This window comes from Geovibrio sp. ADMFC3, from assembly GCF_054687035.1.
In genome coordinates, this window is the sequence record NZ_BAAFZG010000002.1 from 76828 (window position 1) to 94967 (window position 18140).

Genomic DNA, 18140 nt, shown 5'->3' on the forward strand with positions numbered 1-18140 from the left:
TGGTAAATAGTTATTAAAAACAATGTAACCTTTTTTGAAGGGTGTATTTTCTGCTAGTTATGTGCAATTTATTCATATCTTTTTACCTCTTAACAGAAGAAGCCGCACCGACCTACAGGAAACGGTGCGACTTCATTAATACAAGACAAAGTTAACTCCTGTTAGTTTACAGACGTAAAAAAATTGTCTCAGGAAACATTAATTATTGTATTTTTTGAGGATGCAATTTGTACGTCTGTCGGAAATGACATATTCTGAATTTCCGAAAGGAATGGATTTCGGAGCTTAAAAGGAATCTTTCAAGCTGAACGCCGATTAATTGAATAACAATTTTGTTATTTTATGTCAACAAATTTATATAGACCTAACTCGCTCTTTATAATTCTTTAAATACAACAAAAACAAAAAGCACCGTTTCGATACACTCTATCGTTGCACCCATGAGATCGCCTGTGATTCCTCCCAGTGAAAAACGGTAAAAAAACAGGATAGTGAGAACTGAAAGGACAAACACAAAGTGAAACCATAAGAAGAAAGGCAGTCCGCCGAACCATAGAACAGCAAGAGCAAATGGTATTATCTGTAAAAGGGCGGTTTTTGATGCGCCGTCTGCAAACATTTTGCCCAGACCGTCTTTACGTGCATAGGGAAGGGCGAGCATTCCTATTACTGCGGCAAAGCGGGCATAGGCAGGGACTAATGCTATGAGCCATATATCACTCATCTGTGAAAATGCCGACCATTTGGCAAGGAGCAGAATCACAACAGCCACAATGCCCATCGAACCTGCGTGGGGATCTTTCATTATTTCAAGTTTGCGCTCCCTGCTTCGGTGTGAAAAGAGGGCGTCTGCCGTGTCTATAAATCCGTCAAGGTGAAGTGCGCCTGTGACTACTGCAAGGTATATCAGCATCAAGACAGGTTTGAGAAAGAATCCGCCTGATACATGGGAAACCGCCCAGAGACCTGAACCGATGAAAAAACCTGTTAGTGCGAAGTACGGGATCATGGCGGCGGGTTTGTATTCCCCGCCGGTTCTGAACCTGATTACTGTGAGAAAGGACAAAGCCTGAATGAAGCCTTTCATTAATCCTCTTTGCCTGAAACCGCCGCTTCCTCAAATGTGGCTACATCACGGATAACAGCCGCTGCGAGATCGATTATCTGCATAGCTGCAACTGCTCCCGTACCTTCGCCGAGACGCATGCCGAGGTTAAGCACAGGCACAAGCCCAAGGTGGTTAAGCATCAGCTTATGTCCCGGTTCTTCCGAAACATGTCCGGCTATCATATAGTCAAGGGTTTTCGGAGCTATAGCCGCAGCTATCAGCGCTCCTGCGGTGGAGATTATGCCGTCAATCACAACGGGTATTCTGTGGTGGGCGGCGGCTATAACTGTTCCTGCGATTGCTCCTATTTCAAATCCGCCTACTTTGGAGAGAACATCCAGACCGTTACCTGAGTCCGGTTTATTTATCTCTATTCCCTGTTTTATCATGTTGATTTTATTGATAACTCTTTCGTTTGTCAGTCCTGAACCCATCCCTGTCATCACTTCCACGGTTTCTCCCGTGATAACGCTCCCGATGGCGGAGGAGGGGGTGGTGTTGCCGATACCCATGTCACCCGTTGCCACAAGGTTTAAGCCGTGCTTCTTTATCTGTTCACATGTAACATCATAGCCCACTAGGATGCACTCTTTCGCCTGTTCTAAGGTCATTGCCGGTTCGGTTGAGAAATCCTTTGTTGATGAAGCAACTTTACGCTGAAAAAACTCGGCATTTTCTGATATTACAGCATCAGGCATGGAGTGGAGAGTTCCCGCATCCGTAACAAATACTTTGACATTTGCCGCATTGGACAGGGCATTGATTGTAGCCATACCGCCCATGAAAGCTCCCATCATCTGTCCGGTAACTTCCTGCGGAAATGCACTGACACCCTTTGCCGCTATGCCGTGGTCGCCCGCCATAACAAATACGGCACGCTTGTCTGTCTGCGGTTTCAGTGTGCCGTATATGGCGCAGAGCTTTTCAGATATGTCATTCAGTCTGCCCATGGCTCTGGGGGGCATAATGAGGTTTGCCGTGCGCTCACGGGCTTTGTCGTAAACGGTTTTGTTGCTCTCTTTTATGTCTTCGATTATCTGGTTAAGTCTCATTTTTCCCCCTTAACGTAAAGCGGCTGTCCCGCTACCATCAGTATCACTTTCTCTGCGGCATCTGCAATTTTCCTGTTTGCCGCCGCTGTGAGGTTCACATATTCCCTTGTGAGTTTATCCGCAGGGACAAGACCGAGGCTCACCTCGTTTGTAACTATTACTACAGGCTTTTTTGTACCGCTCAGTGCATTGATAAGCCTGTCCGTATATTCAGACGCAGGCTTCTTATAATACAGAAGATTATTGATCCAGAACGTCAGACAGTCCAGAATAATTATATCATTTTCTTCCGCCGCTTCATGTACAGCTTCATCCAGCTCAAGGGGTTCTTCGTAGGTGGTGTAGGTTTCGTCCCTTTCCTGACGGTGTTTTTCTATTTTTAGCCCCATTTCACCGTCAGTTGCTTCTGCGGTGGCAATGTAGGCTTTTTTTTCATATTGTTCTGCAAGCTTCAGGGCATAGGATGTTTTGCCTGTACCTGCGCCCCCTGTTATAAGAGTGATCATCATTTATCTCCGTTAAATACAAAATTATTGTATGACAAGATCATTCTTTACGCTATAAAACATTATTATTTTCAGGAGGAAAACATAAGGTGAAGCAGGGAAAACACGGCGGCGACATATACAAGGCAGCGGCTGAACTTAATGTATCAGTTGATGAAATAAGAGACTATAGCGGAAATGTGAGCCACATTCAGCCGGAATGTTTGAAAAAGCTGGATACATCACGTCTGCTTTCCGTTCTGCCGGAACCCGAATCAAACACCCTTAAAAAAGTCTATGCCTCTTCCATTGGTGTTAATCCTGAAAATATATGCGTTACAGCGGGTACAACCGAGGCGATAGAAAAAATATGCCGTCTGTTTTCCGGAAAGAGAGCAAACATCTGTATGACCACATATTCAGACTACGAATATTTCTGTAATATGTACTGCATTAGTGTGAAAACACATCCGGTGCTTGCCCCTGCGGATTTATGCTTTATCTGCAATCCGAACAACCCAACAGGCAGAACCATGCCCCGTTCGGAAATTTTGGAAATGCTGAAAAGCAGTCCGCAGACTTTGTTTGTTGTTGATGAATCATACATGCCTTTCCACATCAATGAGGCTGATTTTACACTAAAAAACCACCTTGCGGATAATCTTGTTGTTCTTCGTTCATTTTCTAAAATATTCGGTGTGCCGGGCTTGAGACTGGGCTTTATGATAACCGGAAATACAGGACTGTCGGAATCCGTCACCAAGCTTCTTCCTCCTTGGAATGTAAACAGCATCGCTCAGGCGGCGGGAATGCTTCTGACTGCTGAAGACACCACAAAAACCGCAGTAAGGACAGCAAAGCTTAAAAAAGCTTTTTTGCCTGAGCTGGATGGTGTCCACTGGATTGAACCTTTAGAATCTGATGTTAATTTTATACTATGCCGTCTTCACGGTGTTGAATCTGCCAATGTTTTCCGTAAATGCCTTGAGCAGAAGGTGCTTATCCGTGACTGCTCAAACTTCAGAGGGCTCAAGGGTGAACATATACGCTTCTCTGTCAGGGGTGATATGCAGCCGTTAATTGACGCCTTCAGGAATGTGCTGTGACACAGTTTATAAGCCTGAACCTTGTTTCCTGCATTATTGCTTTTTTTCTGGATGATATTTTCGGCGATCCCCGTTCGTCCTTTCATCCTGTGGTGATGATGGGCAGGTTCAACAGGTTTCTGGAAAAACGGCTGTATGGTTTGGGTTTTATCGGCGGAATGATCCTGATCGCTTTTTCTGCGGCTTTCTGGACAGGGGCAGGGGCTTTAATGCTCTACTTTGCCTACGGGTTTCATTTGTATGTCTATGTATTTATAAATGCGTTTATCGTCTATTCCGCCATAAGTGCAAAGTCCATGAAACAGCATGCAATGAGGGTTTATGAGCCCCTTGGGGCAGGTGATTTGCAGTCTGCAAGGCATGAGCTTTCCATGATAGTAAGCCGTGACACTGCGGATATGGAAAAGGCGGGGGTTGTTAAATCTGCTGTTGAGTCTGTTTCGGAAAATTTTACTGACGGAGTGCTTTCTCCCCTTATCTTTGCCGTATTCGGCGGAGGTGCAGGGGCATTGTTTTTCAAAGCTGTCAGCACTCTGGATTCAATGATCGGCTACAGAAATGATAAATATGAGAAGTTCGGCAAGTTTGCCGCCCGTCTGGATGATCTGCTTAACTTTATACCCGCAAGGATTTCTGTTTTTGTTATATCAATTTCAGCCCTGTTTTGCGGAATGAGCATGAAAAATACCCTTAAAACCGCTTTTAAATACAGAAAAGAGCATGACAGCCCGAATTCTGCGCACTCCATGTCCGCCTTCGCTGGTGCGCTTAACCTGCGTCTGGGCGGTGCTGTCTCTTACTTCGGCAAAGTTAAGAACAAACCGTATATGGGTGATGGAACAGCTGAAGCCGAAGCTGTCAGAATAAAAGAGGCTGTGAGGCTGTTTGACACATCCGCAGTGTTTGCCATTGCTGTATGTGCTGTTATTTATTTTATTCTGCGTTATTACGGAGGCTGCCCCTTATGCGCCGTATAGCCGCACCGTCATTCATAAAAAAAACGGACAGGATAACGAATGTCCGTCATCTTAAGGGGATTGTGGATGAGGTGGAGCTTCTTTATATGTCGAGCCTTTATGAAGGGGATGAACCTGACCCTGCAGAAGTTGAGGCTCTTGGGGCAGAGGGGATGCGCTTTAATGTGCATATGCCTTATGATATTGACCTTGCGGTAAAGGCAAACTGGGCTGTGATAGAAAGGTACGCAGAGCTGCTCAAACCATTAGGGGCATATACCCACACAATACATATACAGGAACAGGGTTCATTCTTTGAAAACCTTAGTGAATTTGCAGAAAGAACGGCTATACCTCTTACCGTTGAAAACAGCGGTGATGATGCAGAGCTTTTCAGCAGGCTTAAGGGGATTCCTGTTCAGATATGTGCTGATTTGGGGCATGTTATTCACTACGGCGGGGATGCAGGCAGGCTGCTTGAAGCATACACCGCAGAAATAGGGCTTATCCATCTCCACGGCTCTGACGGGGTGCGTGACCATCAGAGCCTTGTTCACGCAGATAAAGGTGTTCTGAAAACCATCAAAAACTTTGCAGAAATGCAGAAAATAACGATCTGTGTTGAAGTCTTTGAGGAAAAAGGCTTCCTTGAATCTCTTGATATTCTCCTAAGCCTTTAATATAGCCGTTGAGAGGTATCCGGCTGATTCTTCCGGAGTTTCATTTCGGAGATCAAAAATCTGCTCATCCTCCATCGTTACTCTCTGAAACAGATACGCCTCACTTAGCTTATTTTCTTTTACGAAATTTATCAACACACCAAGTCTTTTATGTACCTTCATCAAAACAACTGATGTAAAGCGGCGTGTAAGCTCCGCAAGCTCTTCATCGGTTTCAGGCATTTCCACAACGCAGAATGAACCGTCTTTTTCGCAGAGAGGCAGATTAACCCTGTTTGCCGATGCAGAAAAAGCGGAGATTCCGGCAACCATTCTGGTATCTATATTTTTTACTTTCAGTTTATCACGCAGATAATTGAATGTGCTGTAGACAGGCGTATCGCCTATGGTGACATAGCTTATGGTTTTGCCTTGGGCTGCAAGTTTTTCCATCTCCGATGCAAGGGCGGTATAGCGTACATCAAGGTCTGCCTTATTGCCTGTCATGGGGAAATAATACATGTGGATCTTTTCTTCGGGCACATAGTTTTTAACTATGTCCAAGGCTATGCTTCGCCCTGTTTTGTCAGACTGCGGAACAATGACAACATCTGATTTTTCAAGTGTTTTCACAGCTTTGACAGTGACAAGCTCAGGATCGCCCGGACCCAGACCGATTCCGTAAATAATCATAACATCACCTCAATAATATCAAGTCTATAAAAAAGATCTGTGGGTTGTCCATGAATTTATCAGGGTGAGGAAAAGAAAACTGCGCCGCCTTAACAGGCAGCGCAGAAAACAATAAATAACTTACAGGAGTATTTGTAGCAGGAACACGGCGGCGGCAAATGGTACTGCCCCCGCTGCGCCTGCAAAAACTTTTCTTGGTGTATAGGTGAGCATCAAAACAAGCACACTGCCGGAAAGGCTCATGCAGCCGAACCATGCGGTGAGCCCGATGGATATTTTATACTGCATAACACAAGGCACAGCGGCAATAAGCAGGATAACCCAGCCGGAAAGCATATAAACAGGTTTCAGGGCTGTGTTAAGGGGTTTATCCATTATCTGTGTGTGGTGTTTTTCCATGCCGAGGGCGATGAGGGTAAAGCCTGTGAATGTCAGTGCAAGGGCAACAAGTCCGGACAACATTATTTCACCTCCTTCTTTTTGGAAACAACAACGGCGGTTGCAGCAAGAAGAACCCCTGTTACAAGGGCTGTGAGGTCAAACCCTGCTACTACCATATTCCCCGCAGAGAATGCCTTAAACAGGTTCATTGGCGATGTAAATGCGTTTACAACAGGTATAAGGGCGAACATCCCTGCGCACACCCAGAGCTGATCAATCCACGCTTGTTTTCTGTCTCTGATAACGGGGTGAATGAAAGTGAGCAGCCACACAGCAAAGAACACACCCACCTCCCAGCTCATGCGGTCCGCCGAATATGCCGGAACAAACCTGTTTGCCCAGAAGTAAGCGGCTGTGGCTATGGCGAGTCCCGTTATTCCGCCTATGTTCAGCACCTCAACAAGCTTGCGCCCGAATGATTTGTGAGCAGATTTGGCTTTTTTCTGCACCCATATTATCAGCCCGGTGGCTGTCATCACAGTTCCCATAACGCCTGAGATAAAGAACAGCCAGCGCATGAATGTATCGGCAAAGCGTGCCACATGCAGTGTGCTGAGTGCGTTGAATATGGAATATGCTTTTGATATTGGCTCTGTTCTCATCTCACCGTAGAATCTTCCGTTGCGGAGACTGTAGTTAACATTGGCGTCTGCGTTGCGGCTTCTGTCGGTGTAGGTTATTTTATCGCTTCTTACGGGAACAAAAGTCGCCAGCATGTTTCTTTGACCGGGATTGCTGATGTATATCTTGCCTATCTTTTCACCGAGCCTCTTTTCAGCATCAGCAATGAGAGGAACTATCGACACAGGAGGATACTGCTCAAAATCAGGGGTAATAACCTCTGCGGGCTGCTCCAGCATTTTTGCCCGCATTTCATTGTATTCACGCATGAACTCTTCCGTATTCCACGGCAGAAGTATCATCATAAGCAGTAAAAGCCCCGAATATGTGATCATCACATGATACGGCAGAGCAAGAACAGCGGTGAATATATGGGCATCCATCCATGAACGAACCCCTTTATTGCTTCTGAAGGTAAAAAAGTCTTTGAATATGCGCTTATGCAGTATTATTCCGGTGATAATGGCTATAAACATCGCCATGGTGGCGATACCTATTATCCAGCGTCCGAGAGTTTTATCCATACCGTACAGCTCAATATGAAAACGGTATAGAAATTCGCCGCCGTGGGTTTTACGGGCTTTTGTGTCCTCTCCGGTGGACGCATTGAGAAAATTCTGTGTGATTTCAGGACGTATCCCGTATTTTGGATCAATTTTTACCTTGCGCCATGAAGCCTCAATAGTTTTTGAACGTTCATCCGGAAGAGCAATCAGCCACCCCGCAGCGTCATCCGGCGCATTTTTCACAAGAAAATCAACAGCCCTGTCCAGTGCTGCTGCGTCTCTTACCACTGATTCATGGGTTTCAGGCTGCATCCAGTGTGTTATTTCCTGACGGAAATAGGAAAGAGTGCCTGTGAAAAAGATAACGAAGATCAGCCAGCCGAGTACAAGCCCGCTCCATGTGTGCAGCCAGCTCATAGACTGGCGGAATTTTTCCTTCATGCTCCACCCCACATAAGGAGCGCAAGCCCGCACAATGCGGAAGGAATGCCCACACCGAGCCATGCATAAAGCGGCTTTCTAACTGAGAAAACCCAGATAAAAACGCAGGTGTACAGAATGAAAAACAGCATATTGGCTGTCAGAGCCGCCGTTTTAGGGTCGGATTGTAAAATACGTGTAACAAGCAAAGTCACTGCGGCGCAGCCCCAGTATCCTCCGAATACAGCCAGCAGGGTACGTGTTGCCACATCCAGCCTGTAGACCGTTTTTGCGGAATAATTAAACATCAGTTTCCCTCAATTCAAATTATATTTAGAAGGTATGAAAACCTGTCGGGGTATATTAACAATATATTAGATAAGATCAATAAAATTTTATTCGCCTAAACTAGTGAGATATATATCATGCTTGCTGTTTGAGTGCATATTTATTAAGTTCATAAAAACGGAGAAGGATAATGGCGAAAGCAATCATGTTTCAGGGAACAGGATCAGGAGTTGGCAAAAGCCTTCTGACTGCGGGGTTCTGCCGACTGCTCAAGGGAATGGGCGTACGCACTGCTCCGTTTAAGTCTCAGAACATGGCGCTTAACGCCGGAGTGACCTCAGAAGGGCTTGAGATGGGCAGAGCGCAGATTCTTCAGGCAGAGGCGGCGGGTATCCAGCCGGATGTGCGGATGAATCCTGTTCTCCTTAAGCCGCAGGGAATGTCAAAGTCACAGCTTGTGCGGATGGGCAAGGTGGAAGGTGTGTTTTCCGCAAGGGAGTATTATGAGCTTTCAGCCGAAAACTTCTCTGTTTCCTGCTCTGCCTTTGATTCGCTGTCAGCGGAATATGATGTCATTGTCATAGAGGGTGCGGGCAGTCCGGCGGAAATTAATCTCCATAAAACAGATATAGTAAATATGCGAATGGCGGAATATGCCGGAGCAGATGTTCACATAATAGGCGATATAGACAGAGGCGGAGTTTTCGCATGGATGAAGGGAACATATGATCTTCTGCCTGCTGGTTCTGCAAAGCTTGTCAAAGGGTTTATAATAAATAAGTTCAGGGGGGATAAAAGCCTGTTGGAACCGGGGATAAAGATGTTTGAAGAGCTTGTCCCCATCCCTGTTGCGGGTGTTATGCCGTATATGAGGCTGACTCTTGAGGAAGAGGACTCGCAGGATATATGTTCTGATACCGAAAAAGCCGAAATTAAAGCCGGAGTTATCCGTCTGCCTTATATAAGCAATTTTTCCGATTTTGCGGCACTGAAGGCAATGAGGAATGTACAGCTTATATATGCGTCAAAGCCTTCTGAGCTGAATGATTGTGATGTTGTGATAATTCCCGGAAGCAAGCATACTGTGTATGATATGAATTTTCTCCGTGAAACGGGCTTTGCTGAGGCTATTGTGAAAACGGCGGAGAGTAAGCCTGTAATCGGTATTTGCGGCGGGTTTCAAATGCTTGGTGAAACAATATCCGATCCTGATGGAATAGAGGGTGAACAAGGCGAGACGGCGGGGCTTGGTCTGCTGGCGCTGAAGACTGTTATTACAAAACAGAAAGAGCTTATTCATAAAGAATATAGCGGACAAAACTCATGGAGCGGAATAACCCTTAAGGGCTATGAAATGCACATGGGCAAAACAGAAACCGGAGATTTGGAAAACCTTGCTGAAAAAGGTGTGTGTACTGCAAAGGGCAGGGTATTCGGAACATATCTCCACGGCTTTTTTGAGCATTCAGGGAATATTAAAGCACTTAACAGCCTCATGGGCACAGCCTTTGAACCCGTTGATTATATAAATGAAAAAGAACGCCAGCTTGATTTACTGGCTGAAACCATAAAAGAAAACTGCAATATAGATTTGATTCTGAAGGATGTATTATGAAATTATCTTATTTCCCGTTAATGATGAATATAAGAGGACGAAGACTTGTCTTCATAGGCGGAGGCAGGGTGGCCGAAAGGAAAATTAACTCTCTGACACGTATGGAGCCGAAAATTACCGTTATAGCGGAGTCTGTTACAGACGGAATAAAGAAGAACGGGGAAATTGACGTGATCATAAAGTCCGCATCGGCGGATGATATACAGGGGGCGGATCTGCTCTTTGTATGTACTGATAACAATGAGCTGAACCGCAGGTTAGCCATAGAAGCAAAGATGAAGAATATACCTGTGAATGCGGCGGATGATCCTGAACTCAGTGACTTTCACATGCCCGCAGTCTATATTGAGAAGGATACAGGCACAGTTGTGTCTGTATCCACACAAGGGCGTGAACCTTCGTTTTCTGCAAAACTGCGGGACAGGATTGCGTCTTTTCTTTCAGGAGAGTAAATGAACGGATTTGTAATCGGAGCGGAAAGGAGCGGATCAGGCAAGACAACCCTGACCACAGGGATAATCCGTGCCTTAGCCAATAAGGGCAGAAAGGTAGCTCCGTTTAAATGCGGACCGGATTACATCGACACCCGCCACCTTAGCAGAAGTGCAGGGCATCCGGCAGAGAACCTTGATACTGTGATGCTGGATAACGCCGCCGTGAGGCAGGTTTTTGCTGACGGATGCAAAGGTCGTGATATTGCCGTAGCCGAAGGGGTAATGGGCTTCTTTGACGGTGTGGAGCATGCTGATTTTAAAGGAAGCACATATGATGTTGCCTCTGCATTGGGTCTGCCTGCGGTTATTGTTTTAAACGCCGCCTCAAGCTCATACACAGCCGCCGCTTTTCTCAAAGGATTACAGATCTTAAGCGTAAACACGGAAATAGCCGGAGTTATAATAAACAATGCGGCGTCACTAAACCATGAGAAACTCATTACCGATGCTGTTAAGCATCATACAGATCTGCCCGTTTTCGGCAGTGTACCGAAGCAGAAAGAGCCCCTTGTCAAATCAAGGCATCTGGGCATAGCAACAGCCCTTGAAACTGAAGAGGCATATTACGCAAAGTGCGCAGAACTGGCGGAAGCGTATATCGACATCACAGCTCTTGCCTCGCTTAAAGTTTCCAAGCCTCTTTCAAAAGTGAATGCAGAGTATCCGCAGGCGGATAAAGTATGTGCTGTGGCGTTTGATCAGGCTTTCAGCTTTTATTATGAGGCAAACTTCCGTGAACTGCGCAGACGGGGCTATGAAATACGCTTTTTTTCACCGCTTAAGGGTGAAACTGTGGAGGAAGCAGAGCTTATCTATTTGGGCGGCGGATACCCCGAACTGCATGTGAGGGAGCTTAACAGTCAGACAGCAATGCTCGACTGGCTCCGTGAGCATGCGTTATCCGGCGGGCGAATGATAGCCGAATGCGGCGGTATGATGCTGTTGACGGACGGCATAAATATTGAAGATGAGTTTCACCGTATGGCAGGTGTTTTTGACGCCGAATGCCGCATGACAGACAGAAGACAGGCTCTGGGCTATGTAAAAGTAACTGACAACAGGTATCTGAACGGACTCATCGGGCATGAATTTCACTATTCCATGCTTGAAAACATCCGTGAGAAGTATTTCTTCACACTGGAAAAAGTTACTTCAAAGGTTCGTTCGCAGGACGCTTTTCTTAAAAACAGGACACTGGCAGGTTATGTGCATTTTCATTTCGCATCAAAGCCTTCTGTTCTTGACTTAATTCTTGGGTAAGGAGTTTTTATGGATAAAGGTTTAAGTATTGAGAAAGAAAGCTTTGAGATTATAGATTCAATAACCGATCTCTCCCGTTTTAGTGATGCTGAGAAGGTTATTGCCCGCAAGCTTGTGCATACCACAGGTGATCCCGAATTTGCCGAGCTTACACGCATATTAAAGCTTGAGGCGGGTATTGAGGCTTTGAGAAACGGAGCACCGATAATAACTGACGTAACAATGGTTACGGCAGGGATCACCAAAAGGTATTTGGGCGAAAGCGGAAATAGGGTTATGTGCTTTATCAGTGAACCGGAAGTTGTTGAACGTGCTAAGGAACTTAACCTTACAAGAGCTGAAACCGCTGTCGTTTATGCGGCGGAGAAGTATCCCGAAGCGGTTTATGCCATTGGCAATGCCCCCACAGCGCTTTTAAAGCTTATTGAGCTTACGGAGCAGGGCAGGATGAACCCTGCATTTGTTGCAGGTCTGCCTGTGGGGTTTGTTAAGGCAGCAGAATCCAAGGATCTGCTGATGAAAACCGCCATACCCCATGTTTCAAACATAGGACCCAAAGGCGGAAGCCCATGCGCCGCAACTGTTATTAACGGTCTTCTTCTCCTTCGGGCGGGTTTATGACCACATAGTGTATCTTAAGTATAAGGCATGCGTTCAGCTTTTCCTTAAACCCGCTGCCTTCACCGCTGTTTTTTGACACAACGCATCCTGCCCCCAGCTCACGGAAAAGCGATGCGTTGAATTCTGTGGTGAAAGGACCCTGCATGGCAATTATCCTTGAGCGCTCAAAGCCCGCCTGAACACATTTTTCAATGGATTTTTCGTATGGAAGGATTCGTACCCAGCCGTTATGGGAAAATTCGGAAAACCGATGGATGTTGTTGCTGCCTGTGGTGAAAAATATACGCCCGAACTTAGCCTCACGCAGAAAATCTGCTGCCTCTTCATAGCTTGAAAAGGCATGAACCAGATCAGTTTCTTTTATCTCATCCGGTTTTCTTACAAGGTTTGTATAGGGAATGCCGCATTTGCTGGCAACATTCTTGGCTGTTGTTGTTATCTCTGATGCGTGCGGGTGTGTGGTATCTATGATTTCAGAGACATGGCGGTTGCGGATGAAGTTTTCCATTGTCTCTTCTGTGAAGCGTATCTTCATCACATTATCAGGATAACGGAGGCGGAATTCACGCTCGCCGTAGTCCGTGGCGAGGGTTATTATAAAATCCGTGTCTTTATCCTTCAGCCCTTCGACAGCCTTATGGGTTGCGGAGGTTCCGCCCAGTACCAGTATCATTTTTATCCTCCGTATTTATCAGTATAACCCCTTGGAGTTATGAGTTTTCCGTTTTTTATGAAGGTCTTTACGCATCCAACGATAAGAACTGTACTCATGTCCAGCTCTTTTGTGTCCAGCTCCGAAAGTCTGCCTGTCCATACTGATTCACCGTCACGGTGTGAGTTCCGGACATATCCGCAGGCGAGATCCCCCCGTGAGGCGAATATTTGCAAAGTATATTCGATCTGCTCCGTGCGCTTTCTGCTTCTGGGGTTGTAGACAGCGCATACAAAGTCCCCTGTGTTTACAGCTTCTATCCGTTTTTTGATAACTTCCCAAGGGGTCAGAAGATCAGACATGGATATGATAGCTATATCATCCGCCACAGGCGCACCAAGCCTAGCCGAAGCGGCGAGTGCTGCTGTTATTCCCGGTATTACTTCTATTATATCAGTATCTGCCGCTTTTTCATAAACAAGGGAGGCAAGGGAATAAAGAGATGCGTCCCCGCCGCAGATCAGGGCAACGGTTTTGCCTGCTTCCGCAGCCTCAACGGCTTTTTCCACCCGTTCCGTCTCGCCTGTCATTCCGTTGGTGAAAACCTCTGCATCAGGGGATATATATTCCCTGACCGATTCAACATAAGGAATGTACCCGCTTATATAGTCAGCATTTTTTATTGCTTCAAGTGCGGCGGGGGCGGTGTAGTCCGTTTTGCCGGGTCCTGTTCCCGCCACAAATAGTTTTCCTTTAGTCATTCAAACCTTCCTTAACAATTGCCACAGTCACCGAGCCCATAACGGTGCGGGGCAGAATAACAGAGGGATTCACAGCGGCAAGTATCGCAGACGGTTCTGCAACGCCGGGAATTCCGAAATGCTTCATGGGTGCATCATGCTCCTTAAAAGCGTAGAGGCTGTTTTTATATGCTTTTTCCGGGAGAAAGCGCATGTAAATATTCAGCTCCTGCACAGCCTGAAGGAGTCCTGATTCATTTTTCTTAACCCATGCGGAAGCCGCCAGACGCAGGTCTTTTGTCCCTATACCTGCTAGGGCGCATGCGCCGTGGACAGCGTGTATTATCTCTTCCTTTGACGTATCTTTACGGCAGCCGATGCCGATTATATGTGTTCTGTTTGCCTCTGTTGCGGTGGTTATAACGGGAACAGCACCGGTTACGGATGACACAAGGTGGGCGAGGGTATTTGCGCCGCCTTCGTGTCCGGCTATTGCGCTGATGGCAAACCTGCCGACTTCATCACAAGCCACCACTGCGGGGTCAACGTGCTTTGATTTAAGGTGCGGAGCCGCCATTCTGGTTACTATGCCCTGCGCCATAACGGCGACAATACTTCCGTAGGAACCGTCCATGAGTTTTTTAAAGCAGTCACGCAGGAGTCTGTAAGGCACTGCACTGTGTACTGATGCGATTTCCTCCGGCAGAAACAGTTCAAAGCCTGTTTCCGCACTGATAACTGATGCAAGCCTTGCCCCTTTTTCGGTTACGGCTATCACCGCAGATTTACGGGCGTGTTCCATGAGAGAAGTCCTTGTCATAAAGCTTTGAGTATGCTCCTTTACCGTCCAGAGATTTGCCTATAAGTACCAGAGCATGTTTGTTTATTCCGCTTTCTTTTATCTTGTTGCCAAGGTTAGTGAGTGTTCCTCTGATAATATGCTCATCAGCCCAGCTTGCCCTGTAAACCACAGCGGCAGGGGTGTCTGCATTCCATCCGTTTTTTATGAAGGAGTCGGCTATATCACTGAACCTGTCCACGGAGAGATAAAAGGCGAATGTGCCGCCGTGGGCGGAGAGTTTTTCTATGGATTCATCCGAAGGAACAGGAGTTCTGCCCTCTATGCGGCTGATAATAACTGTCTGGGAAATTTCCGGCAGTGTCAGCTCTGTCTGCATGGCAGCGGCAGAGGCAAAAAGAGCAGTTACGCCGGGGATTATTTCGTATTCAATTCCAAGTGAGTCAAGCTCAAGCATCTGCTCATTCACTGCACCATACAGCGAAGGATCTCCGGTGTGGAGTCTTGCCACGCTTTTACCTTCCGCAACTGATTTCTGCATCACATTAATAATCTCATCCAGATTCATGGATGCAGAGTTATGTATCTCCGCAGTTTTGGTGCAGTGGGCGAGAATATCTTTTGAAACGAGGCTTCCGGCGTATATAACCGTTTCGCATTTTTTAACCGCATTTATTCCTTTAAGTGTAATAAGTTCCGGATCACCGGGCCCGGCGCCTATGAAGTAGACTTTTGCCATTTATTCACCTGTTTTTCTTATCCCAATCACACAGGAAAGAGCATCTTCGGGTATTGGCTCATCCAGTGTTACTCTGTGAATTATTTCATTATCCATGCTGAGGTTTGCCGCCACCCAGAGTTCAAAATTCTTTATGAGACGGCTGTTTTCTTCAATTATTCTTCGTGGGTTGTTGATTTTATCACACAGAATAAGAAACTTATCTGCATTAACTGCTTTTTCTATGTCAAATCCGCTCCGTCCGTGGGCGGAAAGGAACACAGCATCCTCCCATGGTTCAGCTATCGCCGCAAATGCTGCCTGAACAACGCTTATTCCCTCTATTATCTTAACGTTTTCCCTGCCGAATTCCTTCACGACAGATTTAGCGAGGCTGAAAAATCCCGCATCCCCCGTGACAAGAACGCCGATTTTTTTTCCACGGTTATTCCTGATAAATTCCAGAGTGCCGCTTATCAGAGGTTCCGGCTCGTAAAAAGGAACATTTACCCAGTGGCGGAATCTCTCCCCGCCCACAGCCGTATCTATCTGCGAGAGGGCTTTCTTCGCCCTGCCTGTCAGCCTATCAGGATGTCCGGTTCCGGTTGATATTATGTATATGTCAGCCATGAGATTGTCCTATCAGATCGCCTTTCATGTTGAAAAGGAAAACATCAGTTTTTGTAAATCCGTAATCATTCTTGACCTTTGCGCTTATCAGTTCTGCTATACTGCTGAACCCTGACGGATGGGTAAGGCATATTTCCTCCACAGTATTAAACCCTGCGGGCAGACCAAGGACGCCGCTCACAAAGTCCTGCGCCTGAGGGGAATGGGCAGAATGGGTATTGTAATGCCCCATGGCAAGTTTTGCCAGTTTTCCCGGATGACCGGCGAGGGTGATTTCTGTTATATCATTCTTCCGCAAGTAATTAAAAGCTTCTCCGAAGTAGTTGCTGACCATTACGGCGTCTTCGCCGGAGCGGATGGTCTGCATGTGTTTTTCGCCTATTTTGCCCGCAACAAGGATTATGTGCCTGCTTTCCGCAAGTTTTACGTCAATTTCGCACTTAAATGAATCTATAAGAGCATCAACGCTCATGGGATGAACTATCCCGGTTGTGCCTATTATTGATATTCCGCCGATTATGCCGATGCGTTCATTAAAGGTCTGCGCCGCAAGCCTCTCCCCTTCGGGTACTGATATTGTAACCACTGCTCCCTTTGAAGCGCCTATAACTTCCCGCACATTTTCTTTTATCATTTTGCGGGGAACAGGGTTTATGGCAGGTTCACCCACTGGTATCTGAAGACCTGCCTTAGTGACAGTTCCTACGCCTTTTCCGCCTTTTATCTCTATGATGCCGCTGTTATTAAGCTCCACATACGCATGTATTTCCGCTCCGTGGGTAACGTCAGGATCGTCACCGGAATCTTTTATGACAAATGCACCCGTTTCTGAGCAGGTGACTGGTATGCCCATACGGCTGCCGTCCGGCAGGATAATATCAATGAAATCAGTATTTATTCCGCTCATACGGTAAACGGCATGAGCCTTTGCCGCTGCCGCAGCGGCTGTGCCTGTGGTGAATCCTTTACGCATTTTGAGATGGTGTTCCGAAATAAAATATGTGTCAAGAATAATTATAATTGACTAACGGGCTCATGTATCAGAAAATGGCTTTATATACGAGGTGGAGACAGAAACAGGGAATTTGGTTAAAATCCAAAACAGTCCCGCTACTGTAACCGGAACGAAACCGCAGTGAGCCACTGTCCATAAAACGGATGGGAAGGTGCGGGAGTAGGCGGCTTTATGCCGTGCCGGAAGTCAGGATACCTGTTCTGTTTGAACTTTACGAGGATGAAGGCACCCAAATATGCCCCCCTAGCAGGATTTCCTGTCGCACCCGTATAAAATCATATTTTTTTTAAGGAGGAGTATGTGAAACGCATATTCGCAGTGTTCCTTGTTTGTCTGGCTTTTACGGGCGCAGTACATGCAGGAGGAGAAAAAGCAATGGAAGAAAAAACGGCAATCGTGATCACGTCATTCGGCACAACCTATGAAACAACCCTTGAGCCTATCCTCGCTTTGGTGAGGGAAACACAGGCAAAGTATCCCGAAACACCTGTTAGACTGGCTTTTACCTCAAATATAATACGCAAGATATGGAACGAGAGAGCGGCTGATTCGGCTTATCGCAGAGAGCATCCGCAGGTTCCTGAAATGCTGTACGGAATAAAAAACGTTCTGGGTGTAATGGCAGATCTCCAGAACCTTGGCTACAGAAACATCGTTGTTCAGCCTTCGCTTATTACAGACGGTGAGGAATATGCTGATATGGTTGCCTATGTTGAAGGGCTTGCAGGAATAAAAACCCTCAAACCTAAGCTTCAGCCCTTTGTTGCTGTGGGTATAGGCAAACCTCTCACAGGCGCATACTCCCATGCAGAATATCTAGAGACGCTGGCAAAGGTGCTTGCACCGGATATTCAGCAGGCAAAGGACGCAAAAGCCGCACTTGTTTACATGGGGCATGGAAACGAACATATGTCTCAGGGTGCTTATTATGAGCTTGAGCTGATTCTTAACCGTATGTACGGTGTGCCTGTTGTGATTGGTCTGGTTGAAGGTCTGCCCGATTTTGACTCCGTGATGGATAAGCTTGTTGCGGCAAAGGTGAAAAACATAGTCCTCAAACCCTTGATGTATGTTGCGGGTGATCACGCAGAAAATGACATGGCAGGAGACGAGGATGACTCATGGAAGGTTATGCTCACAAAGGCAGGGTTCAATGTAACTCCTGTACTTGAAGGACTTGGTCACAAGCCCGCAGTGAGGCAGATTTTCATAGGTCATATGGAAGAAGCCGCCAAAGAGGCAGGAATCGAACTTAAATAAT

21 protein-coding genes and 1 riboswitch are annotated in these 18140 nt (G+C 46.4%); of the genes, 8 read left to right on the forward strand and 13 right to left on the reverse strand.

Annotated elements, in window-relative coordinates; all coding sequences use genetic code 11:
- Nucleotides 1-376: 376 nt before the first annotated feature.
- From ACYRYY_RS00610 to cobU, 3 genes are read right to left on the reverse strand one after another with little or no spacing between them, the layout of a single operon-like run.
- A complete protein-coding gene (locus tag ACYRYY_RS00610; RefSeq protein ID WP_460213550.1) occupies nt 377-1087 on the reverse strand; it encodes an adenosylcobinamide-GDP ribazoletransferase in 711 nt (236 codons plus the stop codon).
- Nucleotides 1087-2160: a nicotinate-nucleotide--dimethylbenzimidazole phosphoribosyltransferase gene (gene cobT, locus ACYRYY_RS00615; protein ID WP_460213551.1), complete on the reverse strand. Its 1074-nt coding sequence runs from the start codon at nt 2158-2160 to the stop codon at nt 1087-1089. The genes ACYRYY_RS00610 and cobT overlap by 1 nt, the downstream gene beginning before the upstream one ends.
- A complete protein-coding gene (gene cobU, locus ACYRYY_RS00620; RefSeq protein ID WP_460213552.1) occupies nt 2157-2669 on the reverse strand; it encodes a bifunctional adenosylcobinamide kinase/adenosylcobinamide-phosphate guanylyltransferase in 513 nt (170 codons plus the stop codon). Before cobU ends, cobT begins: the two co-directional genes overlap by 4 nt.
- Before the next feature lie 86 nt (nt 2670-2755).
- Here cobU and ACYRYY_RS00625 point away from each other — a divergent pair, with 86 nt between their 5' ends.
- The 3 genes from ACYRYY_RS00625 to cbiR are packed head-to-tail and all read left to right on the forward strand — an operon-like array spanning nt 2756 to nt 5387.
- Nucleotides 2756-3751 (forward strand): pyridoxal phosphate-dependent aminotransferase, encoded by a 996-nt coding sequence (locus ACYRYY_RS00625; RefSeq protein ID WP_460213553.1) that lies wholly within the window; start codon nt 2756-2758, stop codon nt 3749-3751.
- A complete protein-coding gene (cbiB, locus tag ACYRYY_RS00630; protein ID WP_460213554.1) occupies nt 3748-4728 on the forward strand; it encodes an adenosylcobinamide-phosphate synthase CbiB in 981 nt (326 codons plus the stop codon). The genes ACYRYY_RS00625 and cbiB overlap by 4 nt, the downstream gene beginning before the upstream one ends.
- Nucleotides 4716-5387: a cobamide remodeling phosphodiesterase CbiR gene (cbiR, locus tag ACYRYY_RS00635; protein ID WP_460213555.1), complete on the forward strand. Its 672-nt coding sequence runs from the start codon at nt 4716-4718 to the stop codon at nt 5385-5387. Before cbiB ends, cbiR begins: the two co-directional genes overlap by 13 nt.
- On the opposite strand, the gene cobI is transcribed toward cbiR, so the two are convergent.
- The 4 genes from cobI to ACYRYY_RS00655 form a co-directional block, all read right to left on the reverse strand.
- A complete protein-coding gene (cobI, locus tag ACYRYY_RS00640) occupies nt 5376-6059 on the reverse strand; it encodes a precorrin-2 C(20)-methyltransferase (protein ID WP_460213556.1) in 684 nt (227 codons plus the stop codon). The genes cbiR and cobI overlap by 12 nt on opposite strands.
- A 120-nt stretch (nt 6060-6179) precedes the next feature.
- Nucleotides 6180-6521 (reverse strand): DUF3325 domain-containing protein, encoded by a 342-nt coding sequence (locus ACYRYY_RS00645; protein ID WP_460213557.1) that lies wholly within the window; start codon nt 6519-6521, stop codon nt 6180-6182.
- The gene (locus ACYRYY_RS00650; RefSeq protein ID WP_460213558.1) at nt 6521-8068 is read right to left on the reverse strand and encodes a PepSY-associated TM helix domain-containing protein; all 1548 of its coding nucleotides are present in this window, start codon (nt 8066-8068) and stop codon (nt 6521-6523) included. The genes ACYRYY_RS00645 and ACYRYY_RS00650 overlap by 1 nt, the downstream gene beginning before the upstream one ends.
- Nucleotides 8065-8355 (reverse strand): DUF3649 domain-containing protein, encoded by a 291-nt coding sequence (locus ACYRYY_RS00655; protein WP_460213559.1) that lies wholly within the window; start codon nt 8353-8355, stop codon nt 8065-8067. Before ACYRYY_RS00655 ends, ACYRYY_RS00650 begins: the two co-directional genes overlap by 4 nt.
- A 170-nt stretch (nt 8356-8525) precedes the next feature.
- Here ACYRYY_RS00655 and ACYRYY_RS00660 point away from each other — a divergent pair, with 170 nt between their 5' ends.
- Genes ACYRYY_RS00660 through ACYRYY_RS00675 form a run of 4 tightly spaced genes read left to right on the forward strand, consistent with a single transcriptional unit; the run spans nt 8526 to nt 12325 of the window.
- Nucleotides 8526-9950: a cobyric acid synthase gene (locus tag ACYRYY_RS00660; RefSeq protein WP_460213560.1), complete on the forward strand. Its 1425-nt coding sequence runs from the start codon at nt 8526-8528 to the stop codon at nt 9948-9950.
- Entirely contained in the window at nt 9947-10402 is a 456-nt protein-coding gene (locus ACYRYY_RS00665; protein ID WP_460213561.1) for a precorrin-2 dehydrogenase/sirohydrochlorin ferrochelatase family protein, read from the forward strand. The genes ACYRYY_RS00660 and ACYRYY_RS00665 overlap by 4 nt, the downstream gene beginning before the upstream one ends.
- Nucleotides 10403-11704, forward strand: coding sequence for a cobyrinate a,c-diamide synthase (locus tag ACYRYY_RS00670; RefSeq protein WP_460213562.1), 1302 nt, complete (start codon nt 10403-10405; stop codon nt 11702-11704). It begins immediately after the preceding gene.
- A 9-nt stretch (nt 11705-11713) separates the two neighbouring features.
- A complete protein-coding gene (locus tag ACYRYY_RS00675) occupies nt 11714-12325 on the forward strand; it encodes a precorrin-8X methylmutase (RefSeq protein ID WP_460213563.1) in 612 nt (203 codons plus the stop codon).
- Here the strand turns inward: ACYRYY_RS00675 and cobK are convergent.
- From cobK to cbiD, 6 genes are read right to left on the reverse strand one after another with little or no spacing between them, the layout of a single operon-like run.
- Nucleotides 12291-12998 carry a precorrin-6A reductase gene (cobK, locus tag ACYRYY_RS00680; protein WP_460213564.1) on the reverse strand — a complete coding sequence of 236 codons (708 nt, stop codon included), beginning with the start codon at nt 12996-12998 and terminating at the stop codon, nt 12291-12293. The two genes, ACYRYY_RS00675 and cobK, sit on opposite strands and share 35 nt — an antisense overlap.
- A 2-nt stretch (nt 12999-13000) precedes the next feature.
- Nucleotides 13001-13738: a precorrin-3B C(17)-methyltransferase gene (gene cobJ / locus ACYRYY_RS00685; RefSeq protein ID WP_460213565.1), complete on the reverse strand. Its 738-nt coding sequence runs from the start codon at nt 13736-13738 to the stop codon at nt 13001-13003.
- Nucleotides 13731-14537: a cobalamin biosynthesis protein gene (locus ACYRYY_RS00690; protein WP_460213566.1), complete on the reverse strand. Its 807-nt coding sequence runs from the start codon at nt 14535-14537 to the stop codon at nt 13731-13733. The genes cobJ and ACYRYY_RS00690 overlap by 8 nt, the downstream gene beginning before the upstream one ends.
- Nucleotides 14503-15255 carry a precorrin-4 C(11)-methyltransferase gene (cobM, locus tag ACYRYY_RS00695; protein ID WP_460213567.1) on the reverse strand — a complete coding sequence of 251 codons (753 nt, stop codon included), beginning with the start codon at nt 15253-15255 and terminating at the stop codon, nt 14503-14505. The genes ACYRYY_RS00690 and cobM overlap by 35 nt, the downstream gene beginning before the upstream one ends.
- The gene (gene cbiE, locus ACYRYY_RS00700) at nt 15256-15864 is read right to left on the reverse strand and encodes a precorrin-6y C5,15-methyltransferase (decarboxylating) subunit CbiE (protein ID WP_460213568.1); all 609 of its coding nucleotides are present in this window, start codon (nt 15862-15864) and stop codon (nt 15256-15258) included.
- On the reverse strand, nt 15857-16837 hold the full coding sequence (gene cbiD / locus ACYRYY_RS00705; protein WP_460213569.1) for a cobalt-precorrin-5B (C(1))-methyltransferase CbiD: 981 nt from the start codon (nt 16835-16837) through the stop codon (nt 15857-15859). Before cbiD ends, cbiE begins: the two co-directional genes overlap by 8 nt.
- Nucleotides 16838-16892: 55 nt before the next feature.
- Nucleotides 16893-17094: riboswitch (cobalamin riboswitch) on the forward strand.
- An 85-nt stretch (nt 17095-17179) separates the two neighbouring features.
- Here cbiD and ACYRYY_RS00710 point away from each other — a divergent pair.
- A complete protein-coding gene (locus ACYRYY_RS00710; protein WP_460213570.1) occupies nt 17180-18139 on the forward strand; it encodes a sirohydrochlorin cobaltochelatase in 960 nt (319 codons plus the stop codon).
- The last annotated feature ends 1 nt before the right edge of the window (nt 18140 follow it).